General features: G+C 55.4%; 27 protein-coding genes and 1 pseudogene. 11 read left to right on the forward strand and 17 right to left on the reverse strand.

Annotated elements, in window-relative coordinates; all coding sequences use genetic code 11:
* Positions 1–5 precede the first annotated feature (5 nt).
* The 5 genes from ACR0DH_RS08420 to nadC all read left to right on the forward strand — a co-directional run bounded on the left by ACR0DH_RS08420 (position 6) and on the right by nadC (position 5,851).
* Positions 6–1,178, forward strand: a complete 1,173-nt coding sequence (locus tag ACR0DH_RS08420; protein WP_480548321.1) for an ABC transporter permease — start codon at positions 6–8, stop codon at positions 1,176–1,178.
* Positions 1,179–1,554: 376 nt separating this feature from the next.
* A complete protein-coding gene (locus ACR0DH_RS08425) occupies positions 1,555–2,367 on the forward strand; it encodes an NUDIX hydrolase (RefSeq protein ID WP_480548323.1) in 813 nt (270 codons plus the stop codon).
* 77 nt (positions 2,368–2,444) lie between these two features.
* On the forward strand, positions 2,445–3,416 hold the full coding sequence (gene nadA / locus ACR0DH_RS08430; RefSeq protein WP_480548325.1) for a quinolinate synthase NadA: 972 nt from the start codon (positions 2,445–2,447) through the stop codon (positions 3,414–3,416).
* Positions 3,413–4,951 (forward strand): L-aspartate oxidase, encoded by a 1,539-nt coding sequence (locus ACR0DH_RS08435; protein ID WP_480548327.1) that lies wholly within the window; start codon positions 3,413–3,415, stop codon positions 4,949–4,951. Before nadA ends, ACR0DH_RS08435 begins: the two co-directional genes overlap by 4 nt.
* 3 nt (positions 4,952–4,954) lie before the next feature.
* Entirely contained in the window at positions 4,955–5,851 is an 897-nt protein-coding gene (nadC, locus tag ACR0DH_RS08440; protein WP_480548329.1) for a carboxylating nicotinate-nucleotide diphosphorylase, read from the forward strand.
* A 14-nt stretch (positions 5,852–5,865) separates the two neighbouring features.
* Here the strand turns inward: nadC and ACR0DH_RS08445 are convergent, their stop codons facing one another.
* The 11 genes from ACR0DH_RS08445 to ACR0DH_RS08495 all read right to left on the reverse strand — a co-directional run bounded on the left by ACR0DH_RS08445 (position 5,866) and on the right by ACR0DH_RS08495 (position 16,727).
* Positions 5,866–7,599, reverse strand: a complete 1,734-nt coding sequence (locus tag ACR0DH_RS08445) for a SulP family inorganic anion transporter (RefSeq protein ID WP_480548331.1) — start codon at positions 7,597–7,599, stop codon at positions 5,866–5,868.
* Positions 7,600–7,704: 105 nt separating this feature from the next.
* Complete coding sequence (locus tag ACR0DH_RS08450; protein ID WP_480548333.1) at positions 7,705–9,384, reverse strand: bifunctional protein tyrosine phosphatase family protein/NAD(P)/FAD-dependent oxidoreductase; 1,680 nt, start codon at positions 9,382–9,384, stop codon at positions 7,705–7,707.
* A gap of 10 nt (positions 9,385–9,394) precedes the next feature.
* Positions 9,395–10,276: an MBL fold metallo-hydrolase gene (locus ACR0DH_RS08455; RefSeq protein WP_480548335.1), complete on the reverse strand. Its 882-nt coding sequence runs from the start codon at positions 10,274–10,276 to the stop codon at positions 9,395–9,397.
* Positions 10,277–10,299: 23 nt separating this feature from the next.
* Positions 10,300–10,728: a DUF6691 family protein gene (locus ACR0DH_RS08460; protein ID WP_480543776.1), complete on the reverse strand. Its 429-nt coding sequence runs from the start codon at positions 10,726–10,728 to the stop codon at positions 10,300–10,302.
* A gap of 1 nt (position 10,729) precedes the next feature.
* The gene (locus tag ACR0DH_RS08465) at positions 10,730–11,161 is read right to left on the reverse strand and encodes a YeeE/YedE family protein (RefSeq protein WP_480548337.1); all 432 of its coding nucleotides are present in this window, start codon (positions 11,159–11,161) and stop codon (positions 10,730–10,732) included.
* 4 nt (positions 11,162–11,165) lie between these two features.
* A complete protein-coding gene (locus tag ACR0DH_RS08470; protein WP_480548339.1) occupies positions 11,166–11,378 on the reverse strand; it encodes a YgaP family membrane protein in 213 nt (70 codons plus the stop codon).
* 90 nt (positions 11,379–11,468) lie between these two features.
* Complete coding sequence (locus tag ACR0DH_RS08475) at positions 11,469–12,131, reverse strand: Crp/Fnr family transcriptional regulator (protein WP_480548341.1); 663 nt, start codon at positions 12,129–12,131, stop codon at positions 11,469–11,471.
* Between the two features lie 371 nt (positions 12,132–12,502).
* Entirely contained in the window at positions 12,503–13,285 is a 783-nt protein-coding gene (locus ACR0DH_RS08480) for an arginine deiminase family protein (protein WP_480543772.1), read from the reverse strand.
* A 3-nt stretch (positions 13,286–13,288) separates the two neighbouring features.
* The gene (locus tag ACR0DH_RS08485; RefSeq protein ID WP_480548343.1) at positions 13,289–14,893 is read right to left on the reverse strand and encodes a 5-guanidino-2-oxopentanoate decarboxylase; all 1,605 of its coding nucleotides are present in this window, start codon (positions 14,891–14,893) and stop codon (positions 13,289–13,291) included.
* Entirely contained in the window at positions 14,890–16,074 is a 1,185-nt protein-coding gene (locus tag ACR0DH_RS08490) for a pyridoxal phosphate-dependent aminotransferase (protein ID WP_480548345.1), read from the reverse strand. Before ACR0DH_RS08490 ends, ACR0DH_RS08485 begins: the two co-directional genes overlap by 4 nt.
* Complete coding sequence (locus ACR0DH_RS08495; protein ID WP_480543769.1) at positions 16,071–16,727, reverse strand: TetR family transcriptional regulator C-terminal domain-containing protein; 657 nt, start codon at positions 16,725–16,727, stop codon at positions 16,071–16,073. Before ACR0DH_RS08495 ends, ACR0DH_RS08490 begins: the two co-directional genes overlap by 4 nt.
* Positions 16,728–16,804: 77 nt before the next feature.
* On the opposite strand from ACR0DH_RS08495, the gene ACR0DH_RS08500 reads away from it, so the two are divergent.
* Genes ACR0DH_RS08500 through ACR0DH_RS08515 form a run of 4 tightly spaced genes read left to right on the forward strand, consistent with a single transcriptional unit; the run spans position 16,805 to position 19,958 of the window.
* Positions 16,805–17,602, forward strand: coding sequence for an ABC transporter ATP-binding protein (locus ACR0DH_RS08500; protein WP_480548347.1), 798 nt, complete (start codon positions 16,805–16,807; stop codon positions 17,600–17,602).
* Positions 17,603–17,643: 41 nt separating this feature from the next.
* Complete coding sequence (locus ACR0DH_RS08505; RefSeq protein WP_480548349.1) at positions 17,644–18,408, forward strand: transporter substrate-binding domain-containing protein; 765 nt, start codon at positions 17,644–17,646, stop codon at positions 18,406–18,408.
* Positions 18,409–18,417: 9 nt separating this feature from the next.
* Positions 18,418–19,170, forward strand: coding sequence for an ABC transporter permease (locus ACR0DH_RS08510; RefSeq protein ID WP_480543766.1), 753 nt, complete (start codon positions 18,418–18,420; stop codon positions 19,168–19,170).
* Complete coding sequence (locus ACR0DH_RS08515; RefSeq protein WP_480548351.1) at positions 19,167–19,958, forward strand: ABC transporter permease; 792 nt, start codon at positions 19,167–19,169, stop codon at positions 19,956–19,958. Before ACR0DH_RS08510 ends, ACR0DH_RS08515 begins: the two co-directional genes overlap by 4 nt.
* Before the next feature lie 373 nt (positions 19,959–20,331).
* On the opposite strand, the gene pqqE is transcribed toward ACR0DH_RS08515, so the two are convergent.
* The 5 genes from pqqE to pqqA are packed head-to-tail and all read right to left on the reverse strand — an operon-like array spanning position 20,332 to position 23,438.
* On the reverse strand, positions 20,332–21,411 hold the full coding sequence (gene pqqE / locus ACR0DH_RS08520; protein ID WP_480548353.1) for a pyrroloquinoline quinone biosynthesis protein PqqE: 1,080 nt from the start codon (positions 21,409–21,411) through the stop codon (positions 20,332–20,334).
* Entirely contained in the window at positions 21,408–21,695 is a 288-nt protein-coding gene (gene pqqD, locus ACR0DH_RS08525; RefSeq protein WP_480548355.1) for a pyrroloquinoline quinone biosynthesis peptide chaperone PqqD, read from the reverse strand. Before pqqD ends, pqqE begins: the two co-directional genes overlap by 4 nt.
* A complete protein-coding gene (gene pqqC, locus ACR0DH_RS08530) occupies positions 21,692–22,420 on the reverse strand; it encodes a pyrroloquinoline-quinone synthase PqqC (RefSeq protein WP_480548357.1) in 729 nt (242 codons plus the stop codon). The genes pqqD and pqqC overlap by 4 nt, the downstream gene beginning before the upstream one ends.
* Positions 22,417–23,304 carry a pyrroloquinoline quinone biosynthesis protein PqqB gene (gene pqqB / locus ACR0DH_RS08535; RefSeq protein ID WP_480543761.1) on the reverse strand — a complete coding sequence of 296 codons (888 nt, stop codon included), beginning with the start codon at positions 23,302–23,304 and terminating at the stop codon, positions 22,417–22,419. The genes pqqC and pqqB overlap by 4 nt, the downstream gene beginning before the upstream one ends.
* Before the next feature lie 26 nt (positions 23,305–23,330).
* Positions 23,331–23,438 carry a pyrroloquinoline quinone precursor peptide PqqA gene (gene pqqA, locus ACR0DH_RS08540; RefSeq protein ID WP_170537497.1) on the reverse strand — a complete coding sequence of 36 codons (108 nt, stop codon included), beginning with the start codon at positions 23,436–23,438 and terminating at the stop codon, positions 23,331–23,333.
* A gap of 218 nt (positions 23,439–23,656) precedes the next feature.
* On the opposite strand from pqqA, the gene ACR0DH_RS08545 reads away from it, so the two are divergent.
* Positions 23,657–25,702 (forward strand): 4Fe-4S binding protein, encoded by a 2,046-nt coding sequence (locus ACR0DH_RS08545; RefSeq protein WP_480548375.1) that lies wholly within the window; start codon positions 23,657–23,659, stop codon positions 25,700–25,702.
* A complete protein-coding gene (locus tag ACR0DH_RS08550; protein WP_480548359.1) occupies positions 25,699–26,586 on the forward strand; it encodes an FAD:protein FMN transferase in 888 nt (295 codons plus the stop codon). The genes ACR0DH_RS08545 and ACR0DH_RS08550 overlap by 4 nt, the downstream gene beginning before the upstream one ends.
* 52 nt (positions 26,587–26,638) lie before the next feature.
* Here ACR0DH_RS08550 and ACR0DH_RS08555 read toward each other — a convergent pair.
* Positions 26,639–26,768, reverse strand: a pseudogene (locus tag ACR0DH_RS08555) (FAD binding domain-containing protein); the annotation flags it as partial.

Genomic DNA, 26,768 nt, shown 5'->3' on the forward strand with positions numbered 1-26,768 from the left:
TTGCAATGAGCCGTGCAACCTTTCTCAGTATTCCGCGCAGGCAGGCCATTTCCTTGTCTATGGTCGGGTCAATCACGCTTGTGGTCTGCGTTCTAAGCGGCTTTCTTGCCATGGCGCGGGGGTTCGAAATCACGTTGCAAAGCGCGGGATCATCAGACGTGGCTGTTATCCTTGGCGGCGGTACACGACAGGAAGGCAACTCTGATATCCCAAATGAAGTTGTGCGAGCACTTCTGGCAACGCGCGGCGATTTGGGCGTCTTGCGCGACGATCGAAATGTACCCGTCCTGTCGCGCGAACTGGTGGTTCCCGTCGAGTTTCGAGAAAGTCCCGACGCGGTACCTGAAACACTGGCACTACGCGGGATGGATGAAACTGGCCCGGGCATTCGCGCGGTTGTTACTCTCGTTTCCGGCCGCTCGATGAAAGCCGGTACGCGTGAGATCATGGTAGGTGAGCAACTGGCCGCCCGCTATCCTGGCTTGAACGTCGGTGATCGGGTTCGGCTCGGTCCGGTTGATTGGACGGTTGTCGGACACTTCTCTAACCAAGGAAGTGCTTTGGAATCAGAGATTTGGGGCGACATTGATGCTGTGGCAGCGGCGTTCGACCGTTTGGGCGAGGTCCAAAGTCTTCGGCTTTCTCTCACGGATGCCAACAAGCTTGAAGGGCTAATCCGCGCCACCTCTGAATTCAATACAGCTCAACTTTCGGTTCTGACCGAGGCTCAGCTCTACGCAGGTCAGGCCGAGGGAACGGCGCGACTCGTCCGGTATTTTGGATGGCCAATGGCGATCTTGATGGCGATTGGCGCAACCGCCGGGGCGCTGAATACCATGATGAGCTCGGTATCGGATCGAACCGTCGAAATCGCCACCGTCCGGGCATTGGGGTTTAGCCGCTTATCGGCTTGTGTAGCGACCTGGTTGGAGGCTGTATTGCTTTCAACCTTGGGCATTGGTTTGGGCATTGCCGCATCATGGCTGGCAATAAACGGCTGGCAGGCAAGTACGATCGGCGCAAATGGCACAAAGCTGGCCTTCCATCTTGTGGTTGGTCGAGATGTTATGGTTGAGGCCGCATTGGTTGGTCTTGCCATCGGAGTCATAGGTGGTGTCGTGCCCGCGATTGCTGCAGCTCGGCTGCCGATTGCAGTAGCATTGAGAGGGCGTCGTTAGGTGGTTTCTTCTGTTCTGTGATCATCAAATGTACCGCTGCTTGATGTCGATGACATAACCTCTCGCTGGTTTGCTGATCTCGTGCATCCTGATACGAGAATTGCCCGTGAAGCCGTGTTTCGAAACCGCCTTAAGTGAAAGTTGTTGGGTGCTTCTAACTGTGCTCGGCGAGCACTTGGGTCAGAGCTGAATTCTCTGAATGAGCACGTTTCGCAGGGTATTTTCCACAAGCAAAGGTATTGAATTTGCGTTAGAACACACATTGAAGCCAATGTGGTCAGACATTCAATACACAGGAATTTCGTTGCCAAGTGGACTAGCCCCTGCCGAACTGATCGCCATCTTAACGGCGGTAACGGATGATCAGCCGCGGGTCATGACCCTACGGGGAGGCGAGGCCTTGCCTTCCGGGCCTTTCGAATCCTCTCATCGCAGTTTGCAAAGCGGATTGCGCGCTTGGATCGAAGCACAGACCGGCCATCCAGTAGGTTATCTCGAGCAACTCTATACTTTCGCAGATAAGGATCGTGATCCACGATCTGAGGAGGTCACCAGCTCGCAGCGTATTTCGATCAGCTATCTCGGGCTGGTGCGTGAGCAGGATGCAGCCGGGGCCAGACGCCCGACATGGCGCAGCTGGTATCGGTACTTTCCCTGGGAGGATCATCGCGGTGACCACAGCCCCAAGGAACTTCCGCTTATCACTGACCGCCTCACAGCCTGGGCAGCGGCGGATGCGCTAAAGGTCCAGCGTGTCGATTATCTGTTCGGTCTACATGGAAAACCGTGGAACGAAGAGCTTGTTCTGCAACGCTATGAATTGATGTACGAGGCCGGGCTGGTCGATACGCCAGAATTCGGTGTACCCATGGCAGCCGACAACCGTCGCATCCTCGCGACAGGCATTTCGCGCCTGCGGGCCAAGATCAAATACTCTCCGGTGGTATTTGAACTTTTGCCCGAAAGCTTCACTCTGCTTCAATTGCAGCGCACGGTCGAAGCGTTGTCTGGTCTGCACCTGCACAAACCCAATTTCCGCCGCCAGATTGACCAGCAAGAACTGGTTGAAGAAACCGGTGAAATGTCCAGCGGCACCAGCGGCCGTCCGGCGCGGCTGTTCCGATATCGCCCCGCCATTCTTGAGGCCCGAATGCTGTCGGGTGTCAGATTGCCGCTCTCCAGACCCTAACAATCCATTGACATAATCTCGAAACGAGAATAAGTAGATGCAGAATGTACTCGATTCGAGTATAAATGGAGAGTCCAATGAAAGATTTTCGCCTTCCCGATCTTTATGATCGGGTTAAGCAGGTCATCCCGCCCCCAGAGTGGATGCTGTTCGAAGAGGATTTGGAAGCCATCCTCGAACTGAAGCGCAAAAAGAACGCGGTCATTCTGGCACATAACTATCAGACGCCAGAAATCTTCCACGGAGTTGCCGACATTGTGGGTGACAGTCTGGCTTTGGCGCGCGAAGCCGTTGAGGTCGATGCTGACGTCATCGTTTTGGCGGGGGTGCATTTCATGGCCGAAACCGCCAAACTGCTGAACCCTGAGAAAACCGTATTGATTCCGGATTTGGGGGCAGGGTGTTCGCTGGCTGATTCCATCACCCCCGAGGACATCGCCTTGCTGCGCCAAGCCCACCCAGGGGTTCCGGTGATCACCTATGTCAACACGTCGGCAGCGGTGAAGGCGGCATCGGATATCTGCTGCACATCGGGCAACGCAGTGAAGGTCGTAGAGTCCCTCGGGGTGCCGCGCGTTCTGATGATACCCGATGAGTATCTGGCAAAGAATGTTGCCAAAGAAACAGATGTCGAACTGATCGCATGGCGCGGGCACTGTGAGGTGCACGAGCTGTTCACACCTGACGACGTGCGCGCCATGCGCGAAGCGTGGCCGGGCGTGACGGTACTGGCCCACCCGGAATGCCCACCAGAGGTGGTTGTTGAGGCGGATTTTTCGGGCTCTACCGCCGTGATGTCGGATTTCGTAAACGCCAACAAACCGGCGCGGGTTTGCCTGCTCACGGAATGTTCAATGAGCGATAATCTTGCGCTTAACCATCCGGACGTCGAATTCGTACGTCCTTGCAACCTGTGCCCGCACATGAAGCGCATTAGTCTGCGCAATATCCGCGAAGCGCTGGAACTTGGTCGCTATGAGGTCACGATCGACCCGGCCATCGCCGAAGATGCGCGTCGTTCTGTGGAATGGATGTTGGCAGTAAAATGATCCAGCTCGAGGGTCTTCATGGCCAGGTTGCAATAATCGGAAGCGGCATTGCCGGGTTGATCGCTGCGCTGGAATTGGCCCCGCAACCGGTGGTGCTGATCACCCGTGCAGGGCTGGGGCAGGAAAGTTCCAGCGCTTGGGCGCAAGGCGGTATTGCCGCCGCGTTGGGCGCGGATGACGATCCGGCGCAACATTTGACCGATACATTGCAAGCTGGCGATGGGTTATGCGACGAGTCTGTCGCGTCGGACATTCTGGCCGACGCGCAAGAGGCGATCACCATGCTGGAAGGCTATGGTGTTTGTTTCGACCGGAGTGTTGATGGCGCATATGCCTATGGTCGCGAGGCTGCACATTCCCATCGTCGGATACTGCACGTGGGTGGCGATCGCACTGGCGCCGAGGTCATATCTGCCTTGACACCTGCAGCCCTGAAATGCCCGTCGATCACCTGCCTGACAGATGTCGAGGCTCGGCGGCTGACAACGACTGACGGGCGTGTCACCGGCATTCACGTTCAACAAGGCTGTCAGGCAGAGGTGTTGCGTACCTCTCAGGTTGTCATGGCGACTGGTGGCTGCGGCGGTTTATTCGACGCCAGCACCAATCCATCGGGCAACTATGGGCAGGGTGTCATGATGGCTGCGCGCGCTGGGGCAGCACTGCGTGACATGGAATTCGTGCAGTTTCATCCCACCGCCTTGGATAGTCTGCAGACGCCCTTGTATCTGGTCAGCGAAGCCGTGCGGGGTGAAGGCGCCATCCTTGTCGATCAAAACGGCAAGCGCTTCATGGCGCATATGCCGGGTGCTGAACTGGCCCCGCGCGATGTGGTTGCTCGCGCTGTGCATCAAGTCATCGCTGATGGTGGCCGCGTATTTCTGGATGCCCGCACAACACTTGGGTTCAGTTTTGCACAGCATTTTCCCAGTATTTATGGGTTATGTAATGCCCATGGTATTGATCCGGTTTGCGAACCGATACCAGTACGCCCGGCGGCGCATTACCACATGGGTGGTATCGCGGTTGATCGGAACGCCCGAAGTACCCTGACTGGCCTTTGGGCCATTGGTGAATGCGCAGCCACTGGACTGCATGGCGCAAACCGGCTTGCAAGTAACTCGTTGCTAGAGGCTGTGGTGATGGGTCGTCGCGCTGCCCACAGCATTGCCGGGTGTAAGAACCAAATTCCTCGGATCGCGCTTGAGCCTGAATGGCTACCTGATCCCGATCTTGGTTTGGTCAGGCAGTTGGTTTCAAGACATCTAGGTGTGATCCGCGATGAGGCCGGGCTGCGCTCTGCCATTTCAAACCTGTTGCCCATGGTTGGATCCGCTGGGTGTGCCTCTGATCCGGCGCTTGTGGCGCTATCTGTCGCGATCTTCGCGCATCTTCGTTGTGAATCGCGCGGCGGACACTATCGCAGCGATTTCCCAAATTCGGAATCCATGGCGCATGCCAATCAGATGACACTGACCGAAATTCTCACCCATGCAGGTTCGATCTGCCAGGAACCCCTTCTAAGGATTGCTTGACCTATGACCGACACACCCCTAGCCCCGTTGCCCCGGATGATGCTGGAGCCTGTAGTCCGTCGCGCCCTTGAGGAAGACTTGGGTCTTGCCGGCGATGTAACCTCAACGGCTATCATTTCAGGGGATCACAGTTCTGAAGTTGTGGCTCGTGCGCGTCAGTCTGGATGTATTGCCGGACTGGATTGTGCAGAACTGGCCTGTGCATTGGTCGATCCCGCAATCAAAGTGACGCGTCATGTAAACGACGGCGATCTCGTCGTGCCCGGCGCGATCATCGCAACGTTCCAAGGCCCCTCTCGTAGCCTTTTGATAGCTGAACGCACCGCGCTCAACTTTATGGGGCATCTTTCTGGCATCGCCAGCGTGACGGCAGATCTGGTGCGCCGGGTGAAAGACACGGGTGCAGCAATCACATGTACCCGCAAGACCACACCCGGCCTACGTGTGCTCGAAAAATATGCAGTGCGTGCAGGTGGTGGCATGAACCATCGCTATTCCTTAAGTGATGCGGTGCTGATCAAGGATAACCACATCGCGATAGCAGGCGGTGTTGGCAAGGCTCTGACCAAAGCAAAACAGAGTGTCGGCCATATGGTTAAAGTTGAGATTGAGGTCGACACCCTCGAACAGCTTGCGCAAGTCCTAGACATCGGCGTCGATGCCGTACTGCTTGACAATATGGATCCACAGACCCTTCGCAAAGCGGTTGCGATGATCGATGGACAGGCGATCGCCGAAGCCTCGGGCGGGATCACCCCGGCTCGTGTGCGAGAAGTAGCGGAAACCGGTGTCGATCTGATTTCGATGGGCTGGATCACCCACAGTACGCCTTGTTTAGACATCGGGCTGGATTTTGTCGCTACAGTCAACTCTTCACCCGCGCCCGCTCCGAAAAACTGATCTTAGCCCTTTTGCTATTCTGCAGCGGCGCGCGGGCGTTCCGTCAGGGTTATCCAGGCCTCGTTTTGTGATAGAAAGACATGCCCGTTTAAGTCCTCAATCAGGCGCGAGCGACTTAACCGATCCATTACAGGTCCTTTCACTTCAGAGAAATGCAGCCCAACACTCATGTCTTTTAGGCGTGCGTTCACCGCTTCAAGACTTTCGAGCGCGGAGTAATCCACCTCGTTCACCGCAGAGAACATCAGGACAACATGGGCAATGTTGCAGCCTTCGGTAACGCGAGACTGTATCAAATCCTCTAGGAAGCGAGCGTTGACGAAGTAGAGGCTCTCATCAATGCGCAGGCTTAACACGCGCGGATCGGTTTCGACTTTGTGGCGCAGGATGTTGCGAAAGTGTTCGCTGCCGGAAACGCGGCCCACCTCGGCCACATGCGGCTTGGAAGTTTTGTAGAGGTGCAGCAGCACAGAGATGATCACACCCGAGGCAACCCCGACCTCGACCCCCAGCGACAAGGTCAAAACAATCGTCGCTGTAACAGCGACGAAATCGGCACGGCTGTAGCTCCAGGTTTTTTTCAGGATCGACAGATCAACCAAAGACAGCACTGCAACAATAATTGTCGCTGCAAGCGTTGCTTTCGGTAGGTAGTAAACCAGCGGCGTTAGGGCAGTTGCCGCGATGGCGAGACCGATGGCGGTGAATGCCCCCGCCGCAGGGGTTTCCGCGCCTGCGTCAAAGTTTACAACGGAGCGCGAGAAGCCACCTGTAACGGGATAGCCGCCGGTGAATGCAGCACCAAGGTTGGCCGCGCCCAGCCCGATCAATTCCTGATCCGGGTCAATCCGCTGCCGTTTCTTGGCCGCAAGAGTTTGAGCCACGGAGACGGATTCAACAAATCCGATGATCGAAATCAAAATCGCTGGCACTAGAAGGGCTTGGATGAGGTCCGGGGAAAAACTGGGCATGGTCAGCGGTGGCAGGCTTTGCGGGACAGCCCCTACGACCTTTACGCCTTGGTCTGTAAGACTGAGCGCCCAAACCGCAACAGTGGTGCCTATAACGGCGACAACGGGACCGGCCTTGGTGGCAAGCTCTGCAACAAACGCCGAGGCCCCAAGACGGTTCAACATTAGCTTCAAGCCTTTGCGTACCCAAAACAGGAACGCCGTTGCAGTTGTTCCGATGACAAGCGTGATCCAATTCAATTCATTCAGATGAGATACTGTCGCCACAACCATCTCGGGCAGAGTATGTCCTTGGGCGGGAACGCCAAGAATGTGTTTGATCTGGCTGGTCGCAATCAGAATGCCTGACGCAGTGATGAACCCGGCGATCACCGGGTGGCTGAGGAAATTGGCCAGAAATCCCAGCCGGAACACCCCCAAAAGAAACAAGAATCCACCTGACAAGAAGGCGAGCGTTAGTGCCGCGACCGCATAGCCTGCTGTACCCTGTTCTGCGACCTGTCCAATTGCCGAAGCAGTCAGGAGTGAGACCACCGCAACCGGCCCTACGGCCAGAGCACGGCTTGTCCCAAACAAAGCATAAAGCAAGATTGGCACGATCGACGCATAAATACCCGCCTCTGGTGGGAGGCCCGCCAGCAGCGCGTAGGCAAGGCTTTGTGGGATCAGCATAATCGTGACGATCAGAGCCGCGATCATATCGTTCGAAAGAGCGTTGCGATCGTAGCTGCGTCCCCAGTCCAGTACTGGCAGGTAACGGCGTAGAAGTTGGGTCATGGCCCCGTCCAGAATAAAGAAGATGGGCTCAGCGGTTCACGCATGAGCCAACCCTTTTATGATGCGCATATGGGAAAAGGTTCCACCGCGCTGGTTATCAGCCGCTTATTCAGAAGCTACCTTGAGTTTTTCGGGCTTGGCCATCCATTCCTTGCCCTTCAGCATGGCTTTCCAATAGATCGGCGGCAGCATCTTTTCCTTGAGAAACCATGCCAAGCGTGTGGGCTTGGTGCCGTCCAGCAGTGCGGGTGGGAAGCTAGGCTTTAACACCCCACCATAACCGAACTCGGCCAGAACGATTTTTCCGCGTTCAACTGTCAAAGGGCATGACCCATAGCCATCATAAGCTGCAGTCGGTGAGCGACCCGCGATATCGGCGACGATATTTTCCGCTACTGTTGGAGCCTGCTTACGCGCTGCCGCTGCGGTTTTCGCATTGGGGGCGTTCATGACATCGCCAAGGCTCCAGATGTTTTCGTAGCTCTTGTGGCGGAGGGTACTCTGATCGACGTCAACCCAACCCGCCGCATCAGCCAAAGGAGAGACACGGACAAAGTCAGGGGCCACCTGAGGGGGGCAGACATGCATCATGTCAAAGTCCACTGTGACTGTTTCCGGCTCAGTCTCGGGTTTGGCGACCTTGAATGTTGCCGTCTTTGCTGGGCCATCGACAGACACCAGATTATGGAAGTAGTTCAGCGTCGCACCGTACTTAGCCACATAGTGTTCCAAAGCAGGTACATAGTCTTTCACCCCGAACAGGACCCCACCCGCGTTCATGAACTGAATGTCGATATCCTTCAGGCGACCGTTTCGGAACCAGGCGTCGCCTGACAGATACATTGCCTTTTGAGGCGCACCTGCACATTTGATAGGCATCGGTGGCTGCGTAAAAAGGGCGCGTCCCTCTTTCATATCCCGCACCAACTGCCAGGTGTAGGGTGCCAAGTCATAGCGGTAGTTTGAGGTTACGCCATTGCGGCCGAGCGTTTCTTCGAGCCCCTCAACTGCTTCCCAATCCAGTTTCAGACCGGGGCAAACAACCAATCGATCGTATTTAACAACACGACATCCATCCAGGATCACCGCATTGTTTTCGGGTTCAAACGCGGCAACCGCTGCCTTGATCCATTTGACTCCATTCGGGATGAGCGAGCCCATAGTTTTTGCGGTTTCGCTGGCCTCGAAGATACCACCACCGACCATGGTCCATCCTGGCTGGTAGTAGTGAATATCCGCCGGATCGATGATCGCAATTGAAAGGTTCGATTGGCGGGATTGCAGGCTGGCAGCGACAGAAACACCACCGGCACCCGCACCGACAATCACAACATCAAATTTTGCATCGCCCGTATCCGTTGGGGTCTTACCCCCGTTTGCTATACGTCTCGCGACACCGTTCATATCGTATCCCGCGGCTTTCGTCGCTGCGAGTATTTCGGGCATTGGACGTTTCTTGCTTTCGTGGAACGACCAAAGGGTGGCTGACCGCGTTCCGGTTCGGCAATAGGCAAGGACAGGGCGTGGCAGCTGGGCCAAAGCGTCACCAAATGCCTCGACATCTGCATCGTTTACGATCCCGGATCGAACGGGAACGTAGACGGCGTCGAGCCCAGCCAGCGTTGCTGCTCCCTCGATTTCATCGAAACTGGGCTGGTCTGCTCCTTCACCGTCGGGACGGTTACAGATTATCGCTCGGAAGCCGGCATCCTTGATTGCGGTTATATCGTCGACCGTGATTTGCGGGCTTACCGAGGTTTTGTCAGTGATTTTCCTGATATCCATTTCAACCTCCTCAGAGTGCATTCACGGGCACTTTGAGCATCGGATTGCCGTCAACGTCTTTTGGCACTTCTCCGGCGCGCATGTTCACTTGCAGTGAAGGAATGATGAGTTTTGGCATGGCAAGCTGTGCATCGCGTTCGGTGCGGAACTTGACGAACTCTTCCTTCGTTTTGCCCCCGCCAACGTGAATATTGTGGGCTTTTTCGTCACCAACTGTGGTTTCCCACTGTATTTCACGGCCGTTTGGACCGTAGTCGTGACACATGAAAAGCCTCATCTCGTTTGGCAGTGACAGCACCTTCTGAATGCTGTCGTAAAGAATGCCGGAATCGCCGCCTGGAAAGTCCGCTCGGGCCGAACCTCCGTCGGGCATGAACAGGGTGTCGCCTACAAACGCGGCATTCCCCATTACATGCACCATACAGGCAGGTGTATGACCCGGCGTATACATGGCAAAGGCTTGCATATTGCCGATCATGTAGGTGTCGCCATCCTCGAACAGCGCATCGAACTGAGATCCGTCGCGCTGGAATTCGGTGCCTTCGTTGAAGACTTTTCCGAAAGTGTCCTGCACCACCATGATTTTCGATCCGATACCGATCTTGCCGCCCAGCTTCGACTGAATGTAAGGGGCCGCGCTGAGGTGATCGGCATGAACATGTGTCTCTATGATCCACTCAAGTTTTAGTGCTTGTTCTTCAATTCGGTGGATCAGTTGGTCTGCGTGTTCATAGGTGATGCGCCCTGCAGCATAGTCGATATCCATGACGCTATCGACAATCGCGCAGGCATTCGATGACGGGTCCTTTACGATGTAGCTGATTGTATTTGTGGCTTCGTCAAAAAACGCCTGAACATCCGGTTTGATGCCCATACAAACGGGGTAAGTCATATCGTGTCCTCCGAAGGGAATTGTCAGGTGGTCGATTTGGCCGGCATAGGGCTGATCAGGCGGCGCAAATAGAATCCGCCAATGACCGACGCGAGAAACAGCGCGACTTCCCAGCGGCCTGTTCCCAATGCAGGGATGGCAGCGCCCGGACAGAAGCCGGCAATTCCCCAGCCAATGCCAAATAGGGCGGCGCCCCCGATGAGTTTGTTATCGATCTGCTTGGAAACAGGCAGCTGGAAACGGTGTTCAAACAGCGGGGCAGGGCGATGCCAAACAAGCCGATACCCAATAAACGTTACGACCAAAGCACCGCCCATGACGAAAATCAAACTTGGATCCCATGTTCCAGCAATGTCAAAGAAGTTCAGAACCTTTGCAGGGTCCATCATCCCCGAGATTGCAATTCCTGTTCCAAAGACAAGTCCGGTCACTAGGGCAAAAAGATGTTTCATTTCAGCCTCCGGCCACATGGCGGATTAGGAATACGGTTAGTGCCGCTGTCGCCATGAAAACCGGCACCGCCACGAACGAACGGATTGATAAGCGCGACAAGCCACAAATTCCGTGACCAGATGTGCAACCAGACCCTAGGCTTGCGCCGAGCCCGACAATCACACCACCAATGACAATCATGGCTGGGCTGACGGGGACGGTGAGCACGGGCAAGGAGCCCGTCACGACATAGATGAACCCCGGAGCAAGTATCATTCCCGCAATCAAAGCGAGCCGCCACATCAGTTCTTCCCGGTTTTGGACGAAGACTGTGCCAGACAGAACCCCGGTCGCACCAAGTACCCGACCCAGGCCAAGCATTAGCAGCACCGCGCTAAGGCCGATCAGCAAGCCACCACCAAAAGAGGTGAAAGGAGTAAACGAAGTTTCCATTGCTTCAGGACCGGCAGGTCTTAAGACCGAAGATAGAGTAGATCGGACAAACACGTGTTGCCGAGACAATCAGCATAACCATACCGACGGCTGCCGCGCCTAATTTCAGAACGTTCCCGTCAAACAAGGGCAAGCCGCTGAAAAGGGCAAGATAAAGCAATCCAAGGCCAAGCGCAGCGCGAAGGACGCGGTCAATGGTTCCAACGTTCGTGTTCATGGTGTTCTCCATCATCATAACTTGGAGAACGGATATAGTTTTGACTTTAGGGGTTCAGTGACATTGTCACTTAACATGCAAAAATTTGAATTAGTTGGATGCAGCGCGTTCTCGTAGCGCTTGTTTGTCCAGCAATAAAATGTGGCCACGTGATTGAGCAATCATTTCACGCTTCTGAAAATCCTGAAGAATTCGGCTGACGACCTCTCTTGCTGTGCCCAGTTCACTCGCCAATTGTTGATGAGTGGTCGAGATCTCTTTAAACTCGCCTGCCAATGTCAGAAGCCGCTCAGCCAAACGCACATCCATATGCCCAAAGGCGACGTCATCCACGACACGCAGGAGGTCGATCAGCCGCCTTGAATAGGCCGCGAAGACGAATTTCCGAAACGCTTCTTCTTCGGCGACCAACCTGTCAAAGGCAAGCTTTGGAAGAACGATGGCGGTTATGTCAGTCTCTGCGATGCCTTCGGCGTTGTAAGCCTCTTCCGCCAGCATACAGGCCGTCGTCAGAACACAGCTTTCTCCAGCATCTACGCGATAGAGGACGATATCGCGACCGGTGTCCGAGCTTTGCGAGACACGGATGCATCCATCATAAAGAAAGAAGAGGCTATCTGGCACATTCGCAGGTCCAAATACCTGCGCGCCTTTAGGCATTTCGACGATCCGCGCTTCCTTAAGCAGGCGGTCGCGCACCGAGCGCGGCAAGGCCGCAGTCCCCTGAAAGCGCTCTGTCCAATCAGCGATCATCGTGCTTTGCGCATCGGTGCTACGATACCCTCTTCAATAGTAGCAATGCGAGAGGACAAAAGGTTTGCCCAATTGAACACCACCATTGTGCCTTCGTCGGGTGACCACATACCCCACGAAGCCCAGTTCATGCACGATCTTTTTGATATGCGGTCGTGCAGATCCATTGACCTGCATGACGTCATCGACCCGGATCAATTCAATCGCTTTGAGAGCCGCGCACTGCGTATTGGCCAGGCTAAATTGATGCAGGTGTCAGCTTCATCCTATGACCTCGCCTTGAACGATGATCCATGTCATCTGACATGACTCCATTGGCGCGAATGCCAGCAACACCTGTTCCGATGATCAAAAGCTAATAGTAGAAACCTTTAGAATCTTAGCGAAAGACAGGACATCCCCCCATCCAGCTTTGCGCAGTCGGTGTTGTCGATCTGAACGACCTGGTAGCCTTCGCGATCCAGCATCTCTGCAGTGCGTGGGAAGCCCGCTGCCATCAGGACCAGATTGTTAAAGCGGATTGCGTTGGCAGCGGCTTCTTCGCCGTCAGCGACATGCAATACACGGTAGCCTTCAAAGCAACCCAATGCATCCAATCGACGGGTCGACAGGATTGTCTCGGCATCCATCAATGAACAATCTGTCTTGAAATGCAAAACGCCTTCTGGCGTGAATACTTCGCGCAGTTTGTAACCCCAGTTAGATGTAATTTTTGCGAGCTCGGCGACACCTTCAGCATCCGTTCGCTCGGACCGGCCCACCAGTATTTCGCGACCGGTCACTAGTATATCCCCACCCTCGATATGACCGGGGCCTTTGATTTCGAAGACCATTTCGTAGCATGCGCGAAGTGTCGGAGCCATTTGGCCGACTTCGCCCATCCGCGACGGTGCACCTGGTCGCATCAGTATGGCTCCTTGTTGTAGGCACAGGGCCGTATCCTCGACAAATTGCGCGTCAGGGAATGCGTCGAGGGAACCAAGCTCGATCACCTCCGCTCCGGTACTTTTTAGTGCTGAAACGTAAGCCTTATGCGCCGCTATCATCCCGTCAAAATCCGGGTTTCCGATATCTTCTGCACGTAGCCCTCCGGCTATGGTCGGAGCCGGGCGACGGGTAATGGCACGGGAAAACTCAAAGGTGGGGTCTGACATGTTTCAATCTTTCTGAGGTTCGAATTTCAGAGCGGTGACTTCGATCATGACCGGCCCATCCGTGGCGACTGTGTTGCGCAAGGCCTGCGCGACAGCGTTGGGTTCAGCGGGAATCGAAGTGAATGGAATGCCAAATGACTTGGCGGTGGCGGCGAAATCTGGGGGGGCGGGATCACACCCTATGACGGTCACGCCTACATCTTGCATTGACGTGGCGATTTCCCGATACCCGTGGTTGTTCCAGATCACGAATGTGATGGGTAGGTTTTCATCGACTGCTGCCATAACTTCGGGCAATGAAAACTGCGCGCCGCCATCGCCGGCAATGCAGATTACTCGGGCTGTTGGATCGGCGATTGATGCGCCGATGGCTGCGGGTATCCCATAGCCGAGCGCACCATACCCCGTCGCTGCATTGAACCAGCCACCAGCCCGGTCGTGATCGTAGAAAAGATTACCGGCATAAATTGGTTGGGTAGAGTCCCCAACCATCAACGCGTTCGGGACAGCCGCGCGCATCGCATTCAGGATTTCCACCTGATGGCGATAATCGGGTCCAATTTCTTTCCAGGCGGCGTCGCGTGTATTGCTGGAACGTTCTGCACCATCGCATTGCTTTGCGTCCAGAGGCAGAGCCTCAAGCAGCTTCGGCACAACCACGTCAACGTCACCTTGAATGGTAAGCACTGCCGCATGTCTGGCCAGTTGATCGCTACACCGATCAATCCGGATCAGGTTTGGCAGTTTCGCAAACTCACCCGTGTCGTACATATCGTAGTCCGTTGGCCCCAGCTCAGTTCCCAAAGCAAGCACGCAATCGGCGCTTTCTATCAGTGCGCGTACCGCGTTCAGGCTCGGGCTTGCTGGAACAGTCAGAGCATGCCCATGCATCAGGCCGCGCGCGTTGACAGTTTGCACTACGGGGGCACCCAGCGCTTCGGCCAAAGCTTGCAGTCCGGCCCCAACACGTTTCGCGCCGCCACCTGCCAAAATGACAGTTTGCTTCGCTTCGACCAGTTGCTTTAAGGCTTGTGTGATCAAAACCGGGTTAACCGGCGGTTCTGGATCGAGCGTCTCGGGAGGCATTTCCTGATAGTCAGCCGCGGCGATATCCAACGGAACCTCGATATGCACCGGTCCGGGGCGGCCGTTTGCGAGGTTGCGAAAAACCCGGCTCAAGGTCGGGTCCAGAGCCGTGGTTTCGGAGACTTGTTCCGACATTAGTGCAACTGTTTTGGATAGCTCCAGTTGATCGGGCAATTCATGCAGATGCCCCAAGCCCTTGCCGAGCGATGCGGTTTTGTTCACGCCAGACACCACCAACATTGGTACTGAATCGCCGCGTGCCTGCGCCATCGGCGTTAGCGTATTTGTCAATCCAGGGCCGGTAATCACGAAGGCGACACCCGGTTTGCCAGACACGCGGGCATAGCCATCAGCCATGAAACCTGCACCCTGTTCGTGCCGAGGCGTAACATGGCGAATGCCCGAGGCCGCAAGCCCGCGGTACAGGTCAACCGTGTGAACGCCTGGAATTCCGAAAACGCAGGTCACATTCCTTTGGCGAAGTTTCGAAACCAGAGCTTCGCCGATTGTCATTTTGCTCATGCAACCTCGCGTGATTTGCTGTTGGCGTGATCGATGATGCGAGAGATTGCGGTGGTAAAATCTGTGTCGTTGATCGTCAGCGCGACACGCACCCAGTTCTTCAAGCTGTCCCCAAAGGCGGAACCCGGCATCACAGCGACCCCGGCTTGCAACAGATCCCAGGCATAAGTTTCACCATCTAGCCCGGTGGCTGAGACGTTGATGAGGGCGAACATTCCTGCCTCGGGGCGGTGAACCGTCAGATCCGTTTCCGCTTCAAGACGATCGGCCAAAAGGGTTGCGCGCTTGAAGAAGCGGGTGGTCATTCCGTGGGCAACATCAGACCCGTCGCGGATTGCCTTTTCGGTCATATCCGCAATGAAAGGTTGATTGCCAAAGAGCATGGTCTCGGAATACGGCAGCAGCGCTTCGCAAAATGCTGCGGGTCCAACACACCAACCACTGCGGAACCCCGGTGCGGCATGTGATTTCGAGATGGAGGACACGCCTATGACCCGATCCGCCAGTTCCGGATTCGCTAATGGTGAAACAAACCGGGCACCATCAAAGACTAGTTCTTCATAAACCTCGTCCGAGATGATCCATAAATCATGGGCAATTGCGAGTTTCCCGATCTCGGCAATTTCCGTCGCGGTCAGGATTGCACCCGTCGGGTTGTGCGGCGTGGTTAGAAGAATGGCACGGCTGCGCGGAGAAATCCGCGCTGCGATATCTTTGGCCTGCATGCGAAACCCGTGCTCAGGATGCAGCGGAACGGGCACCATTTCCGCCCCTGAGGCGCGTATGACCCCTTCGTAGGTCGCATACATCGGGTCGCCAATCAGAACTTCATCACCTGCCTCAGCAACCCCAGCCATCGCTGTGAATAGGGCGGTTTGTGTCCCGGGGAAGCACAGAAAGTTCTCGGGCCCAAAAGCTCGCCCGCGCGAGGCTGTATAGCGCGCAGAAAGCGCGTCAAGCAGCCCAGCTTCACCGCGTCCGTTGGAATATCCTGTCCGCTGCGCACGTAGCGAGGTCACTGTGGCTTCGACCAAAGCTTCGGACACGGGAACATCCGGTTCGCCGATCGTCATCTCAACGATATCCGCTCCGGCTTTGATAAGTTCGCGCGCTTTTAGATGGACGCCCCATTTGGCACCCCCCAAACCCGCCAATCGTTCGGTCACTGACGTGGTCTTCATGGCTGTTTTACCTCTTTGGTCAAAGGAATACCGACGATGGCGCTGACAGAATCCAGCCCGATCTGCGCCAACTGGCCTTCAAAAAATGCATCCGGAAGCGCTCCTCCTTCCAACCAGAGGCCGTCGATCACCGCGTTACAGGCAATGGCCAGTTGCGTTGCTTCTGATGCTGCGACTGTGCGCCCGGTTTCTTGCAATGCGGCGACGATCAACTTCTCGAGGTGATCCCGGAAATAGTTATAGGTTTGCTGGTGGATGCGCTGCATTTTCGGATCATGCTGCACCTTGTTCAGGAAGCCGGCCCATAAGGCCACAGCGCTTGTGTTAACGATTGGTGGCCGCAACGATGCGTCAACGAAGTTGGTTAACCGAGAGACTGCGCTGCCCTGACCCGACGAAGCAGCCGTCTGATCGGTCAGCGTGTTCATGTGGTGCTCATATGCCGCCTGAACCAGCTCTTCCTTCGTCGAAAAATAGTGACGGATTAAACCTTGGGTCACGTTCGCGCGGGCTGCAATCTCACGCACAGTAGCACCCCGAACACCCATCTCGGCGATCAGGTCCAATGTCGCCAGGATCAGCGCCTCGCGCCGAACTTCAGCAGACTCACGTGTAAATTTTCGGCTGTCGTCCTGCACGTCCCGGTCATCCATGGCATCGAGTTATTATACACTTGCATAATTGCGAGATTCGGGGCTTACTGCAAGTCGAAATCAGAAGATTCTTGGATATGGACACAGCCAAAGCAACATCATCCACACTCGAAGCAACCGCGACGAACGAGGCAATAAAGGTTGAAGACCTTCATAAATCCTTCGGTACGCTGGAGGTTTTGAAAGGTGTGTCGCTAACAGCCAACAAGGGGGATGTCGTTGCGATCATCGGGGGATCGGGCTCTGGTAAATCCACCATGCTGCGCTGCATCAATTTCTTAGAAACGCCGAGTTCGGGAAATATCACCATAGGTGGCGAACTGGTTGAGATGCATACCGATGGCAGCCCGTCCAACCGCCGCCAGATCGAACGTATCCGAACGCGGTTGGCGATGGTGTTTCAGCAGTTCAATCTGTGGACACATCGCACGCTATTAGAGAACGTAATCGAAGTGCCGGTGCATGTGCTAAAGATACCAAAGTCAGAGGCCATTGCGCGGGCGCATGAACTGCTGGAAAGGGTAGGGCTCGGCGACAAGGCCGATACTTATCCAGCCTATCTGTCAGGTGGCCAGCAACAGCGCGCTGCCATTGCACGCGCGCTTGCGGTCGATCCGTCTGTCATGCTGTTTGACGAGCCCACCTCGGCGCTTGATCCCGAACTGGTCGGCGAGGTTTTGACCGTGATCCGTGATCTGGCCGCCGAAGGGCGCACCATGCTGCTTGTCACCCATGAAATGAAGTTTGCGCGCGAAGTCGCAAACCACGTTGTCTATCTTTTCGAAGGCCGCATTGAAGAGCAGGGGCCACCTGCCGAGGTCTTTGGGAACCCAAAATCAGAACGGTTGAAGCAATTCCTCAGCTCGGTCGCCTGATCCAGTCAAAACTAACGAATGAATCAACAGGGAGTAACAAAATGAACGTCAAGAAACTGCTCGCATCCGGGCTTGCCGCCGCCATTCTTTCGGCTGGTGTCGCCAGTGCCGAAGAGGTCAAGATCGGCATCGCAGCTGAGCCTTACCCGCCATTCGCGTCGCTGGACAGCTCAGGTAACTGGGTTGGCTGGGAGATCGACGTTATCAACGCCGTCTGTGTTGCGGCCGAGCTTGACTGTGTGATCACACCCGTCGCTTGGGATGGTATCATCCCATCGCTGACCGGTCAGCAGATCGATGCGATCATGGCGTCGATGTCGATCACCGAGGAACGCTTGAAGACCATTGATTTCAGCGATCCTTACTACAACACACCTGCCGTCATCGTCGCGGATAAATCGATGGATATCGAAGCAACCCCCGAATCGCTGGCGGGAAAAATTGTTGGCATTCAGGCTTCGACCATCCACCAGGCTTATGCGCAGGAATATTTCAAGGATTCCGAACTGCGCGTCTACCAAACCCAGGATGAGGCCAATCAGGATCTGTTCGCAGGCCGCATTGATGCCACACAGGCCGACAGCATCGCGATGGCTGACTTTGTAAACTCGGATGCCGGCGCCTGCTGCGAAATCAAAGGTGCCGTTGCAGACGATCCGGCCATTCTGGGCCGCGGTGTGGGTGCTGGCGTCCGCAAGGGTCAGGACGACCTGCTTGCGGCGCTGAATAAGGGCATCGCGGCAATTCTGGCCGATGGCACGCACGAGGAAATCACGTTGAACTATTTCTCGGCCAGCATCTACTAAGCTGCCGCTGTGACCGAACTGTTGGACTCACTTGGATTGGCGCAGAGCGCAGAGCTTCTGTCGCTGTCGCCACCGGGGTGGGGGGCCAATCTGCTGCGCGGATTGTCCCACTCATTGCAGATCGCCCTTGGTGCATATGCGCTGGGCCTGGTGATCGGTTTGTTCGGAGCTTATGGCAAACTTTATGGCGGGAAGGTCACGCGCGATCTTCTCGCCATCTACACGACGGTCATCCGGGCCGTACCGGAACTGGTTCTGATCCTGATCCTGTACTACGTGGGATCGGATATCATCAATAAAATCTCTGCTGCCATGGGTGGTGGCCGGGTCGAGGTTAGCGGCGTTGGCGCAGGCATATGGGTGCTGGGCGTTGTTCAGGGCGCATACGCAACCGAAATTCTGCGCGGTGCTATTCAGGCGGTTCCACCTGGTCAGATCGAAGCTGCTAAATCCTACGGGATGCCTGCCTTCATGACCATGCGGCGTGTGACAATCCCTGCGATGATGAGCTTTGCGGTGCCGGGTCTGGCCAACCTGTGGCTGATTGCGACCAAAGACACGGCACTGCTTGCTGTTGTGGGTTTCAACGAGTTGACGCTGGAGACCCGGCAAGCTGCCAGCAGCACGCGCGCCTATTTCACGTTCTTTCTGGCGGCGGGCTTTCTTTATCTTATGGTCACGCTGTTCTCCGGCGGTATCTTCGCCCGGATTGAGAAATGGGCGCGTCGCGGCCAACCCTCTCTGACGGGAGGGAGCAGATGATCGATTTCAGATCGCTGATGCAACCACACCGCATCGTGATGATGCTAGTCTTCGTCGGGATCGTCATATGGTGCGCAGTATCGCTGCAGTGGGACTGGATCCCGAAATACGCCCCATTGGCCCTTCAGGGCATTTGGACGACAATCTGGCTGTTGGTTGTCACCGTTGTTCTTGGTTTTCTGCTTGCGGTTCCGCTTGGGTTGGCGCAGGCGGTTGGGCCCTGGTATCTTGCCGCCTCTGCCAAGGCATTTTGTACCATCATCCGCGGCACGCCACTGCTGTTGCAGCTTTGGTTGTTATATTATGGGCTGGGCTCGCTCTTCCCGCAGTTTCCGTGGATACGGTCTTCAGAACTATGGCCCTATCTACGGCAGGCATGGCCTTATGCAGTGCTGGCGTTGACGTTGTCCTATGCGGGTTATGAAGGTGAAGTCATGCGGGGCGCGTTCAAGGGCGTTGCCAAGGGGCAGCTTGAGGCCGCCAAATCTTTTGGCATGCCACGGCTTACCATGTTCCGCCGTATCTGGTTGCCGCAGGCGATCCGCAATGTTCTTCCGACGTTGGGTGGTGAAACCATCCTTCAGTTGAAAGCAACCCCCTTGGTCGCCACTATCACCGTTGTCGATATCTACGCCGTCTCTTCACGTGTGCGCTCTGATACTTTCATCATCTATGAGCCGCTCCTTCTATTGGCTGTATTCTATATTCTGGTCGCGGGTATGATTGCATTGGCGTTCCACTGGTTGGAGGTCCGAGTTCTGGGAACCGGAAAGCGAAGTACGTCTTGATTTTGACCTAGCGAGGGATAGGGGACAGTTGCGTATAACTCTTGCCGTGATCCTGTTGGCCCTGCCTATGTGTTAGCTGTTGTCCTGAACGGGTGGCGAATTGCTGAACGTCACATGTGTCAGCCATCGCGTTTGCAAACGACTTGAATCAAGAAGTTTCGCAGAATTTCTTCGGCGTTCGTCTGGCCAGCGTTCACGGGGCAGGCGGTCCTATCGACCAGATGCCCGAGCCCGCTTTGGTGTCAAAGGCAGCGAGCGGTAAGACGCATTAGTATATAAACTCAAAGGTCAAAAAAGTGCACACCGTGCCACCATCGACCGGCTTTTGCTGTCGCGATGCATGATACCTTAAGCGACAGACTGGGGCTTGAGCTTAGATTTTTCGGTAGACCAGACTGGTGTCCGACGAGATTGGAAGTTGATCCAGAACCGATGCAACCTGGGCATGCATAGGTGACTTCTGGCATACTGGATCAGTCGCGGCGGCATCACCAGACAGTGCAAGCGCTTGACAACGACACCCACCTAAATCCAACTCTTTGCGTTCGCAACTCTGACAGGGTTCCGGTAGCCAATCGGTTCCACGGAAAATGTTGAAAGACTCGCTTTGGTACCAGATCTCTCTAAGCCTTTTTTCTCGTATTGAATCGAAATGAATATGCTTGATCGTCTGGGCCGCATGACATGGTAAAACGGTACCATTGGGCGTGACGTTCAAGCCTGTTGAGCCCCAACCGCCCATACAGGCTTTAGGATAGTCCGAGTAGTAGTCCGGAGGTACAAAATCGAAGGCAAGAACCCCTTTGAGACGCTGTGCGGCATCAGCGACCGTATTCTTTACCACCTGGGTTTGCTCACGGGTCGGTAGCAACGCAGAGCGATTTTCCAACGCCCATCCGTGAAATTGAACACAAGCCACTTCCAGTCGGCGCGCTCCTAGCTCGACGGCCATTTCAATAGTGCGATCCAAATCATCCAGATTTTGACGGTGCATAACAGCATTCAAGGTCAGGGGAATACCCCGCGCGCTGACCTCTTTTGCGAAGGCCATCTTGCGGTCAAACCCTCCGCGATACCCGCCGATCCGATCTGCCAGTTCCGCGTTGGTGCCTTGCAGCGAGAGTTGGATATGATCCAGACCTGCAGCCTCAAGATGATCCAACCGTTTGGGCGTCAGACCAATGCCCGAGGTAATCAGGTTAGTGTAGAGGCCGGTGGCGGCGGCGGCTGCTGTCAACTCTTCCAGATCACGACGCGATGCGGGCTCGCCACCAGACAGATGCAGCTGCAACACGCCCATGTCGTAGGCCTGTTGGAACACGTCTTTCCAGGCGCTGGTTTCCAGCTCGGTTTCTTTGCGCTCTAGCTCGACCGGGTTGCTGCAGTAGGGACAGCTGAGCGGGCAGCGATGGGTCAACTCGGCCAAGAGGGCAATAGGTGCTTGAACACTCATGTTTGCACCATCAGGTACAATCGGCTGCGAAGCGTTTGAAGAAATTGTTGCACATCCTGTGCGATTTGATCCGCAGGTGCGTTATATGTATCGGCCAACTCCGCAATGATCTGATCTAAACTGGCTGCGCCATTGATCCGGCTCAGGATCGCAACGCCGATTTCATCCAGTTCGATCACCTTTTCCGGGGCCATCAGCACTGTGCGGTTGCGAACCTTGTCGTGTTGAACCCGCACGCCGCGTGGCAGATAGGGGCGATCTTGGGGGCGTAGCTTAAGTGTCATGTCAGACCTTCCCCTGGCTGCCAAGACCCGGGGGGGATCAGGCCGGGTTCGACATAGGCGCACCAAAGCGCATCGAGCTGAGCCCAAAGGACATTGGTTTTGAAAATCAGCGCTTCACAGGCCATGTCTTCTTTTTCAGGCGTGTCGGCGTGATCGAGCACCCAGTTTAGACCGAAGGCGACGTCCTTGGGCGCTTGAGTGAGGCGCTTCTGGAAATAGGACAAGCTATCTGGATTGGCGAAGTCGTAGTGCGCCAAAAGTCCCTCAATCCGTTGCTCGTGGATTTTTGGTGCAAACAACTCTGTTAGTGAGGACGCAACCGCCTGTAGAAGCGGTTTTTCGCGGACATAGTGTACATAGGCATCCACTGCGAACTGGGTCGCCGGGAGGATACCTTGGCCGGACGCAACATAGTCAGGGTCTAGTCCCACCGCCTCGGCGAGCTTCAGCCACCTTCGGATACCACCGCCCTCGTCAACGCCACCGTCGTGATCTTCGATCCGTGACCGCCACTCGCGTCGGATATCGGGATCGGTACAACGCGACATAAACGCAGCGTCTTTCATCGGAATGGCTGCCTGATACGCCCATCGATTTATAACCCAGGCCCGTACCTGATCGGGTGTGCACTGCCCGCTATGAAGCCGATGGTGAAACGGGTGTTTATCATGGTAGCGTTCAGCGCCGATTTGGCGCAGGCGAGCTTCCAGCGCTTCGCGGCTCATATCGTGATCTCCTGCCCGTCATAAGCAATGGACCAGCCTGCGTTCTCGACAAAAGTCCGTTCCGGCCCGCCGGGTTGCAGCATCGGGTTGGTGTTGTTGATATGTATGAACGTCTTGGCTGCCGAGATGTCTTTGAGCTGAGCGATTGACCCATCAGGTCCGCTGACCGAGATATGGCCCATGCGTTGCCCGGTTTTGACACCCGTTCCCGTGCGGATCATCTCATCATCGTCCCAAAGCGTGCCGTCAAAGAACAGCTGATCCCCGTCTGCGATCTGGGACAATAGGTCTGGCGTCACCTGCGCGCACCCGGGGATGTAGTAGGCGACCTTGCCGCCTGCGCTAAGCCTTACACCAACTGTTTGTTCCCCGATCAGATCGGTTTGCACTGTGTCACCTTCCATGAACAAAGGTACCTTACCCGGTACGGCAAACAATCGCGCGTGAAGCCCGTTCTGAAGATCGAAGTCTTGTTCCAAAACAATCCGTTTGCGATCTACTTTCGCCCGGTTCACCGCGTCGAAAATCCGGTTGTTGGAAAGCACTTCCAGAATGTCACCGGTCGCAAACAGGGTGAACGGGGTTTGTTCACGCAGGCTGAGTAAACCTGCAATATGGTCAATATCGCCATTGGTCAGCAAAACTGAGACGACCGGTGTATCGCGCAATGACCGGGGGTGCATTTTGGGATTGTCCAGCATTTGCTGGCGAATGTCTGGTGAGGCATTAAGAATGCTCCAATGCTCACCATCTTGCGATACTGCCAATGAAGATTGGCCGGAAGGCGGGATAAGCCCGTTACGGGCATCCTCACAGTTCCGGCAACCACAATTCCACTGCGGCAGTCCACCGCCTGCAGAAGCCCCAAGAACCAGAAAATGCACTTTGGGCCTCCGCTGAGATCAGATGATCAAAACAGGTCGCGTTCGTGCTCGCGGCCTTCATCCTCGGAGGGAGAGTACATGTTGATCTCCATTCCGCAGTTCACTTCTTTCAGCTTCGGTGTGCTCCAAGTCATGATGTCTCCTCCCATGAACAGCTGGTGTTTCCTCAAAACCTACAGTTCGCGCACTCCGTCGAAAATGGTGCTTTGGTCGTAGGGATAGTCGAAGTCTCAAGGTTCGGGCAATTCACGTCAATAGCCTTAGGGTCGTAGATACCTAGCCTAGGACTTTCGTCGAATGTCATGTTAAAGGGTGGAAAGTTAGTCTTTCGCCCATGCGCGTACTTCAGAGTATGTTGGTGTTCCTTCTTGGCAGCCTTTCGGCTTTGGCCGAGCCTTTGCCACGAGAACAGATTGAACCCTACGTACGGGCTCCGATGTCGCTGGGTGAGGCGTTAAACGAAGATGGCGTCTACAGTTTGTTGAACTCGGGTGGCGCTGAGGTGGGATATGTATTTGAATCCGAACCTTTAGCACCATTGCCGGGCTTTTCAGGGGCGCCGATCAACCTGCTTGTTGTTCTGGATCTTGAAGGTCGGTTTCTGGATGTCCAACTGATCGAACACAATGAGCCGATCTTTGTCTCGGGCCTCGGAGAGGCGCCATTTCACAAGTTTTTTGAACAATATGGCGGGCTGTCGATTTCGGATTCGATCGTAGTTGGCACGCCCTATGGCGATGGCGCTTCGGGGTCGTCTTTGGTGTATTTGGACGGGGTCACAAAAGCGACAGCCAGCGTTCGGATCGCGCATGAATCGGTTATGGGTGCTGCTTTGGCCGTTGCGCGAGAGAAGATGAAGGGCTTGGCAACGGCGCCGCCAGCCTTTCCGAAACCCGACTACGAAGAGGATTTGACCTGGCAGGACCTGGTCGACCAAGGTATCGCGACACGCAAAGTGATCACCAATGCTGAAGTCGACGCCCTGTTCAAAAGCACCTTGTGGGAGGATGACGACCCCGAAGCAAAGGATTATCCGGAAGACCCATATCTTGATCTCTGGATTGTGGATCTCGGTCCCAAATCCATTGCTCGCGCGGCTTTGTCTGAAGACAGCTTTAAAGAGCTGCAGAATTTTATGGAAATCTCAGACAATGACGAACCGATCCTGCTGATTGAAACAGCTCGCCATGGATTGGTAAGCGATGAATTTGTGCGCAACACTGCACCGGACTGGATCGCGGCAGAACAAGGCGGGCTACCGGTCGCACTACGCGATGCAGATCTGCTGGTCGAGCTTTCAGACACTATGCCCGATGGGGTTGCCATGATCTTGCGCACGGATCGCAGGTTGGGTTTTGATCCTGCAAGCGACTGGGTGCTGAAGGTTCTGGCGGTGCGCGAACATGGCATGTTTCAACCCGAAACAGGCTCGGTGACACTAGAGGTACCTCACAGCACGCCCGAACGGTTTTTTGACAGGCCAGTACAGGTCAAACCGGCGCCGCCTTGGCTGGAAGCGCTGCGGAACCGCCAGGCTGATATGATTTTATTGGGGGTTTTCCTGACCGGGCTCGTCGGCGTTTTGGGTCTGCGGATGAACGCGTTTGCGGCTCGACCGCTGTTCACCCCGTTGCGGCTTGGGGTTCTTGCCATTGTCACAGGCTTCATCGGCTGGTGGGGGCAGGGTCAGCTTTCAATTGTTACGGTTCTGGGGTCTCTGCGCACGGCCTTGGAAGGCGGAAGCTTTGCGTTTCTGCTATACGATCCCTTCTCGCTTTTGGTTTGGGCGGTCGCGCTGGCCGGCCTCGTGGCGTGGGGCAGGGGGCTTTTTTGCGGTTGGCTTTGCCCGTTTGGCGCGCTTCAGGAATTTTCCCATCACCTTGGTAAGGCGTTGCGAATCCCGCAGATCGAGCCTTCTCCCAGATGGGACAATCGGTTGAAATGGCTGAAATACGCCATTCTCTTGGCGCTTATTGCCGTCGTTTTCTTCGCCCCGGATCAGATTGACAAAGCAGCCGAAGTTGAACCGTTCAAAACCGCGATCACAACCTTCTTCATCCGCGAGTGGTACTATGCGGCCTACGCGATATTCTGGCTGGTGCTGAGCATGGTGCTCTTCAAGGGGTTCTGTCGCTACGTTTGCCCCTTGGGGGCCTTTATGGCGATCGGAGGATTGCTGCGCGGTCGGAACTGGATCGAACGCCGCACGGAATGCGGCTCACCTTGTCAGCTATGCAAAGTCAAATGCAAATACGGTGCGATCCGGAAAACCGGTGAAATCCAGTATGACGAATGCTTTCAATGTCTTGACTGTGTCGCCATTCACGATGACCAAAGCCGCTGTGTACCGCTGATCATCGCAGCGCGGCGCCAAAGCAGAGGGGTAGCCGCGCGATGATGAACCGACGCCGCTTTCTGGCCATTTCAGCCGCTGCCCTTGCGACCCCGGCACAGGCACGTTCCATTCATTGGCAAGGCTATGCCTTGGGGGCCGAGGTTCGCCTGACCCTCGAAGGTGATCCCGACTTGGCTCAGAACGCGATTTTGCATGTGCGGTCCATACTTGAGCGGTGTGAGATGCTATTCAGCCTTTACCGTCCGGATTCAACTTTAACACAGCTGAATCGTACTGGATTTCTGAGCGACCCTGACCCTGATTTTCACGCTTTGCTTGCAATCAGCGACACCGCTTACAAACTGACCGGAGGATTTTTCGATCCGACGGTACAGCCTCTTTGGACGGCCCGCACCTCGCAAGAGATCAAAGTTGCACAGCGGCTCGTTGGTTGGGATCGGGTGCGCATCACCCGGTACCGCATTCAGTTGGATCAGGGCCAATCACTTACCTTGAACGGTATAGCTCAAGGTTACGCCACAGATCTTGTCGCACGCGCATTGCGTCAAGCCGGGTGGACAAAGGTTCTGGTCAATGTTGGAGAGTTCCATGCCGGTGGCCGCACTTGGACTCTTGGTGTCTCCGACCCGATGCATGGTTTGGTTGAAACAATCCAACTGCAGGATCGCGCAGTTGCAACGTCCAGCCCAACAGTATCTCAGTCTCGATCAGGTGGTCCACACATCCTGGACCCAAATGGCGCTCGCGCACCGCAATGGTCCACGGTGAGTGTACAGTCGTCGAACGCAACGATTGCGGATGCCTTGTCGACGGCCTTCTGTTGCGCGAACAAAGCAGAGATTCGTACGGTTCTCTCTCGAACCGATGATGAAACCACAGCTCTTTGTGTGAACCGAAACGGCACTGTAAAAACTCTGACCGGATAGAAAAAAGCCCCGGTTTTGACCGGGGCTTTTGTTTCTTGGGTGCACTCCCCCCTTAGCTACAAGCTTGGACGGCGCGTTTGGTCATGACGGAGACCAGATGTGCGCGGTAGTCTTTGCTGCCATGCAGGTCGGCGATCATGTTCATCGGGTTGACCTTCAGCCCCATCAACGCGTCGGCGCGG

Source organism: Ruegeria sp. I1 (assembly GCF_056532675.1).

What these genes read in the sequence shown, in the direction of transcription:
- ACR0DH_RS08435 (WP_480548327.1), top strand. Translation starts at nt 3,413, where the DNA reads ATGATCCAGCTCGAGGGTCTTCATGGCCAGGTTGCAATAATCGGAAGC.
- ACR0DH_RS08505 (WP_480548349.1), top strand. Translation starts at nt 17,644, where the DNA reads ATGAACGTCAAGAAACTGCTCGCATCCGGGCTTGCCGCCGCCATTCTT.
- ACR0DH_RS08445 (WP_480548331.1), bottom strand. Translation starts at nt 7,599, where the DNA reads ATGACCCAACTTCTACGCCGTTACCTGCCAGTACTGGACTGGGGACGC.
- ACR0DH_RS08490 (WP_480548345.1), bottom strand. Translation starts at nt 16,074, where the DNA reads ATGAAGACCACGTCAGTGACCGAACGATTGGCGGGTTTGGGGGGTGCC.
- nadC (WP_480548329.1), top strand. Translation starts at nt 4,955, where the DNA reads ATGACCGACACACCCCTAGCCCCGTTGCCCCGGATGATGCTGGAGCCT.
- pqqE (WP_480548353.1), bottom strand. Translation starts at nt 21,411, where the DNA reads ATGAGTGTTCAAGCACCTATTGCCCTCTTGGCCGAGTTGACCCATCGC.
- ACR0DH_RS08480 (WP_480543772.1), bottom strand. Translation starts at nt 13,285, where the DNA reads ATGTCAGACCCCACCTTTGAGTTTTCCCGTGCCATTACCCGTCGCCCG.
- pqqA (WP_170537497.1), bottom strand. Translation starts at nt 23,438, where the DNA reads ATGACTTGGAGCACACCGAAGCTGAAAGAAGTGAACTGCGGAATGGAG.
- pqqD (WP_480548355.1), bottom strand. Translation starts at nt 21,695, where the DNA reads ATGACACTTAAGCTACGCCCCCAAGATCGCCCCTATCTGCCACGCGGC.
- ACR0DH_RS08550 (WP_480548359.1), top strand. Translation starts at nt 25,699, where the DNA reads ATGATGAACCGACGCCGCTTTCTGGCCATTTCAGCCGCTGCCCTTGCG.
- ACR0DH_RS08545 (WP_480548375.1), top strand. Translation starts at nt 23,657, where the DNA reads ATGTTGGTGTTCCTTCTTGGCAGCCTTTCGGCTTTGGCCGAGCCTTTG.
- ACR0DH_RS08485 (WP_480548343.1), bottom strand. Translation starts at nt 14,893, where the DNA reads ATGAGCAAAATGACAATCGGCGAAGCTCTGGTTTCGAAACTTCGCCAA.
- ACR0DH_RS08515 (WP_480548351.1), top strand. Translation starts at nt 19,167, where the DNA reads ATGATCGATTTCAGATCGCTGATGCAACCACACCGCATCGTGATGATG.
- pqqC (WP_480548357.1), bottom strand. Translation starts at nt 22,420, where the DNA reads ATGAGCCGCGAAGCGCTGGAAGCTCGCCTGCGCCAAATCGGCGCTGAA.
- ACR0DH_RS08455 (WP_480548335.1), bottom strand. Translation starts at nt 10,276, where the DNA reads ATGACTTACCCCGTTTGTATGGGCATCAAACCGGATGTTCAGGCGTTT.
- ACR0DH_RS08470 (WP_480548339.1), bottom strand. Translation starts at nt 11,378, where the DNA reads ATGAACACGAACGTTGGAACCATTGACCGCGTCCTTCGCGCTGCGCTT.
- ACR0DH_RS08420 (WP_480548321.1), top strand. Translation starts at nt 6, where the DNA reads ATGAGCCGTGCAACCTTTCTCAGTATTCCGCGCAGGCAGGCCATTTCC.
- ACR0DH_RS08450 (WP_480548333.1), bottom strand. Translation starts at nt 9,384, where the DNA reads ATGGATATCAGGAAAATCACTGACAAAACCTCGGTAAGCCCGCAAATC.
- ACR0DH_RS08495 (WP_480543769.1), bottom strand. Translation starts at nt 16,727, where the DNA reads ATGGATGACCGGGACGTGCAGGACGACAGCCGAAAATTTACACGTGAG.
- ACR0DH_RS08460 (WP_480543776.1), bottom strand. Translation starts at nt 10,728, where the DNA reads ATGAAACATCTTTTTGCCCTAGTGACCGGACTTGTCTTTGGAACAGGA.
- ACR0DH_RS08475 (WP_480548341.1), bottom strand. Translation starts at nt 12,131, where the DNA reads ATGATCGCTGATTGGACAGAGCGCTTTCAGGGGACTGCGGCCTTGCCG.
- ACR0DH_RS08465 (WP_480548337.1), bottom strand. Translation starts at nt 11,161, where the DNA reads ATGGAAACTTCGTTTACTCCTTTCACCTCTTTTGGTGGTGGCTTGCTG.
- ACR0DH_RS08425 (WP_480548323.1), top strand. Translation starts at nt 1,555, where the DNA reads ATGACCCTACGGGGAGGCGAGGCCTTGCCTTCCGGGCCTTTCGAATCC.
- nadA (WP_480548325.1), top strand. Translation starts at nt 2,445, where the DNA reads ATGAAAGATTTTCGCCTTCCCGATCTTTATGATCGGGTTAAGCAGGTC.
- ACR0DH_RS08500 (WP_480548347.1), top strand. Translation starts at nt 16,805, where the DNA reads ATGGACACAGCCAAAGCAACATCATCCACACTCGAAGCAACCGCGACG.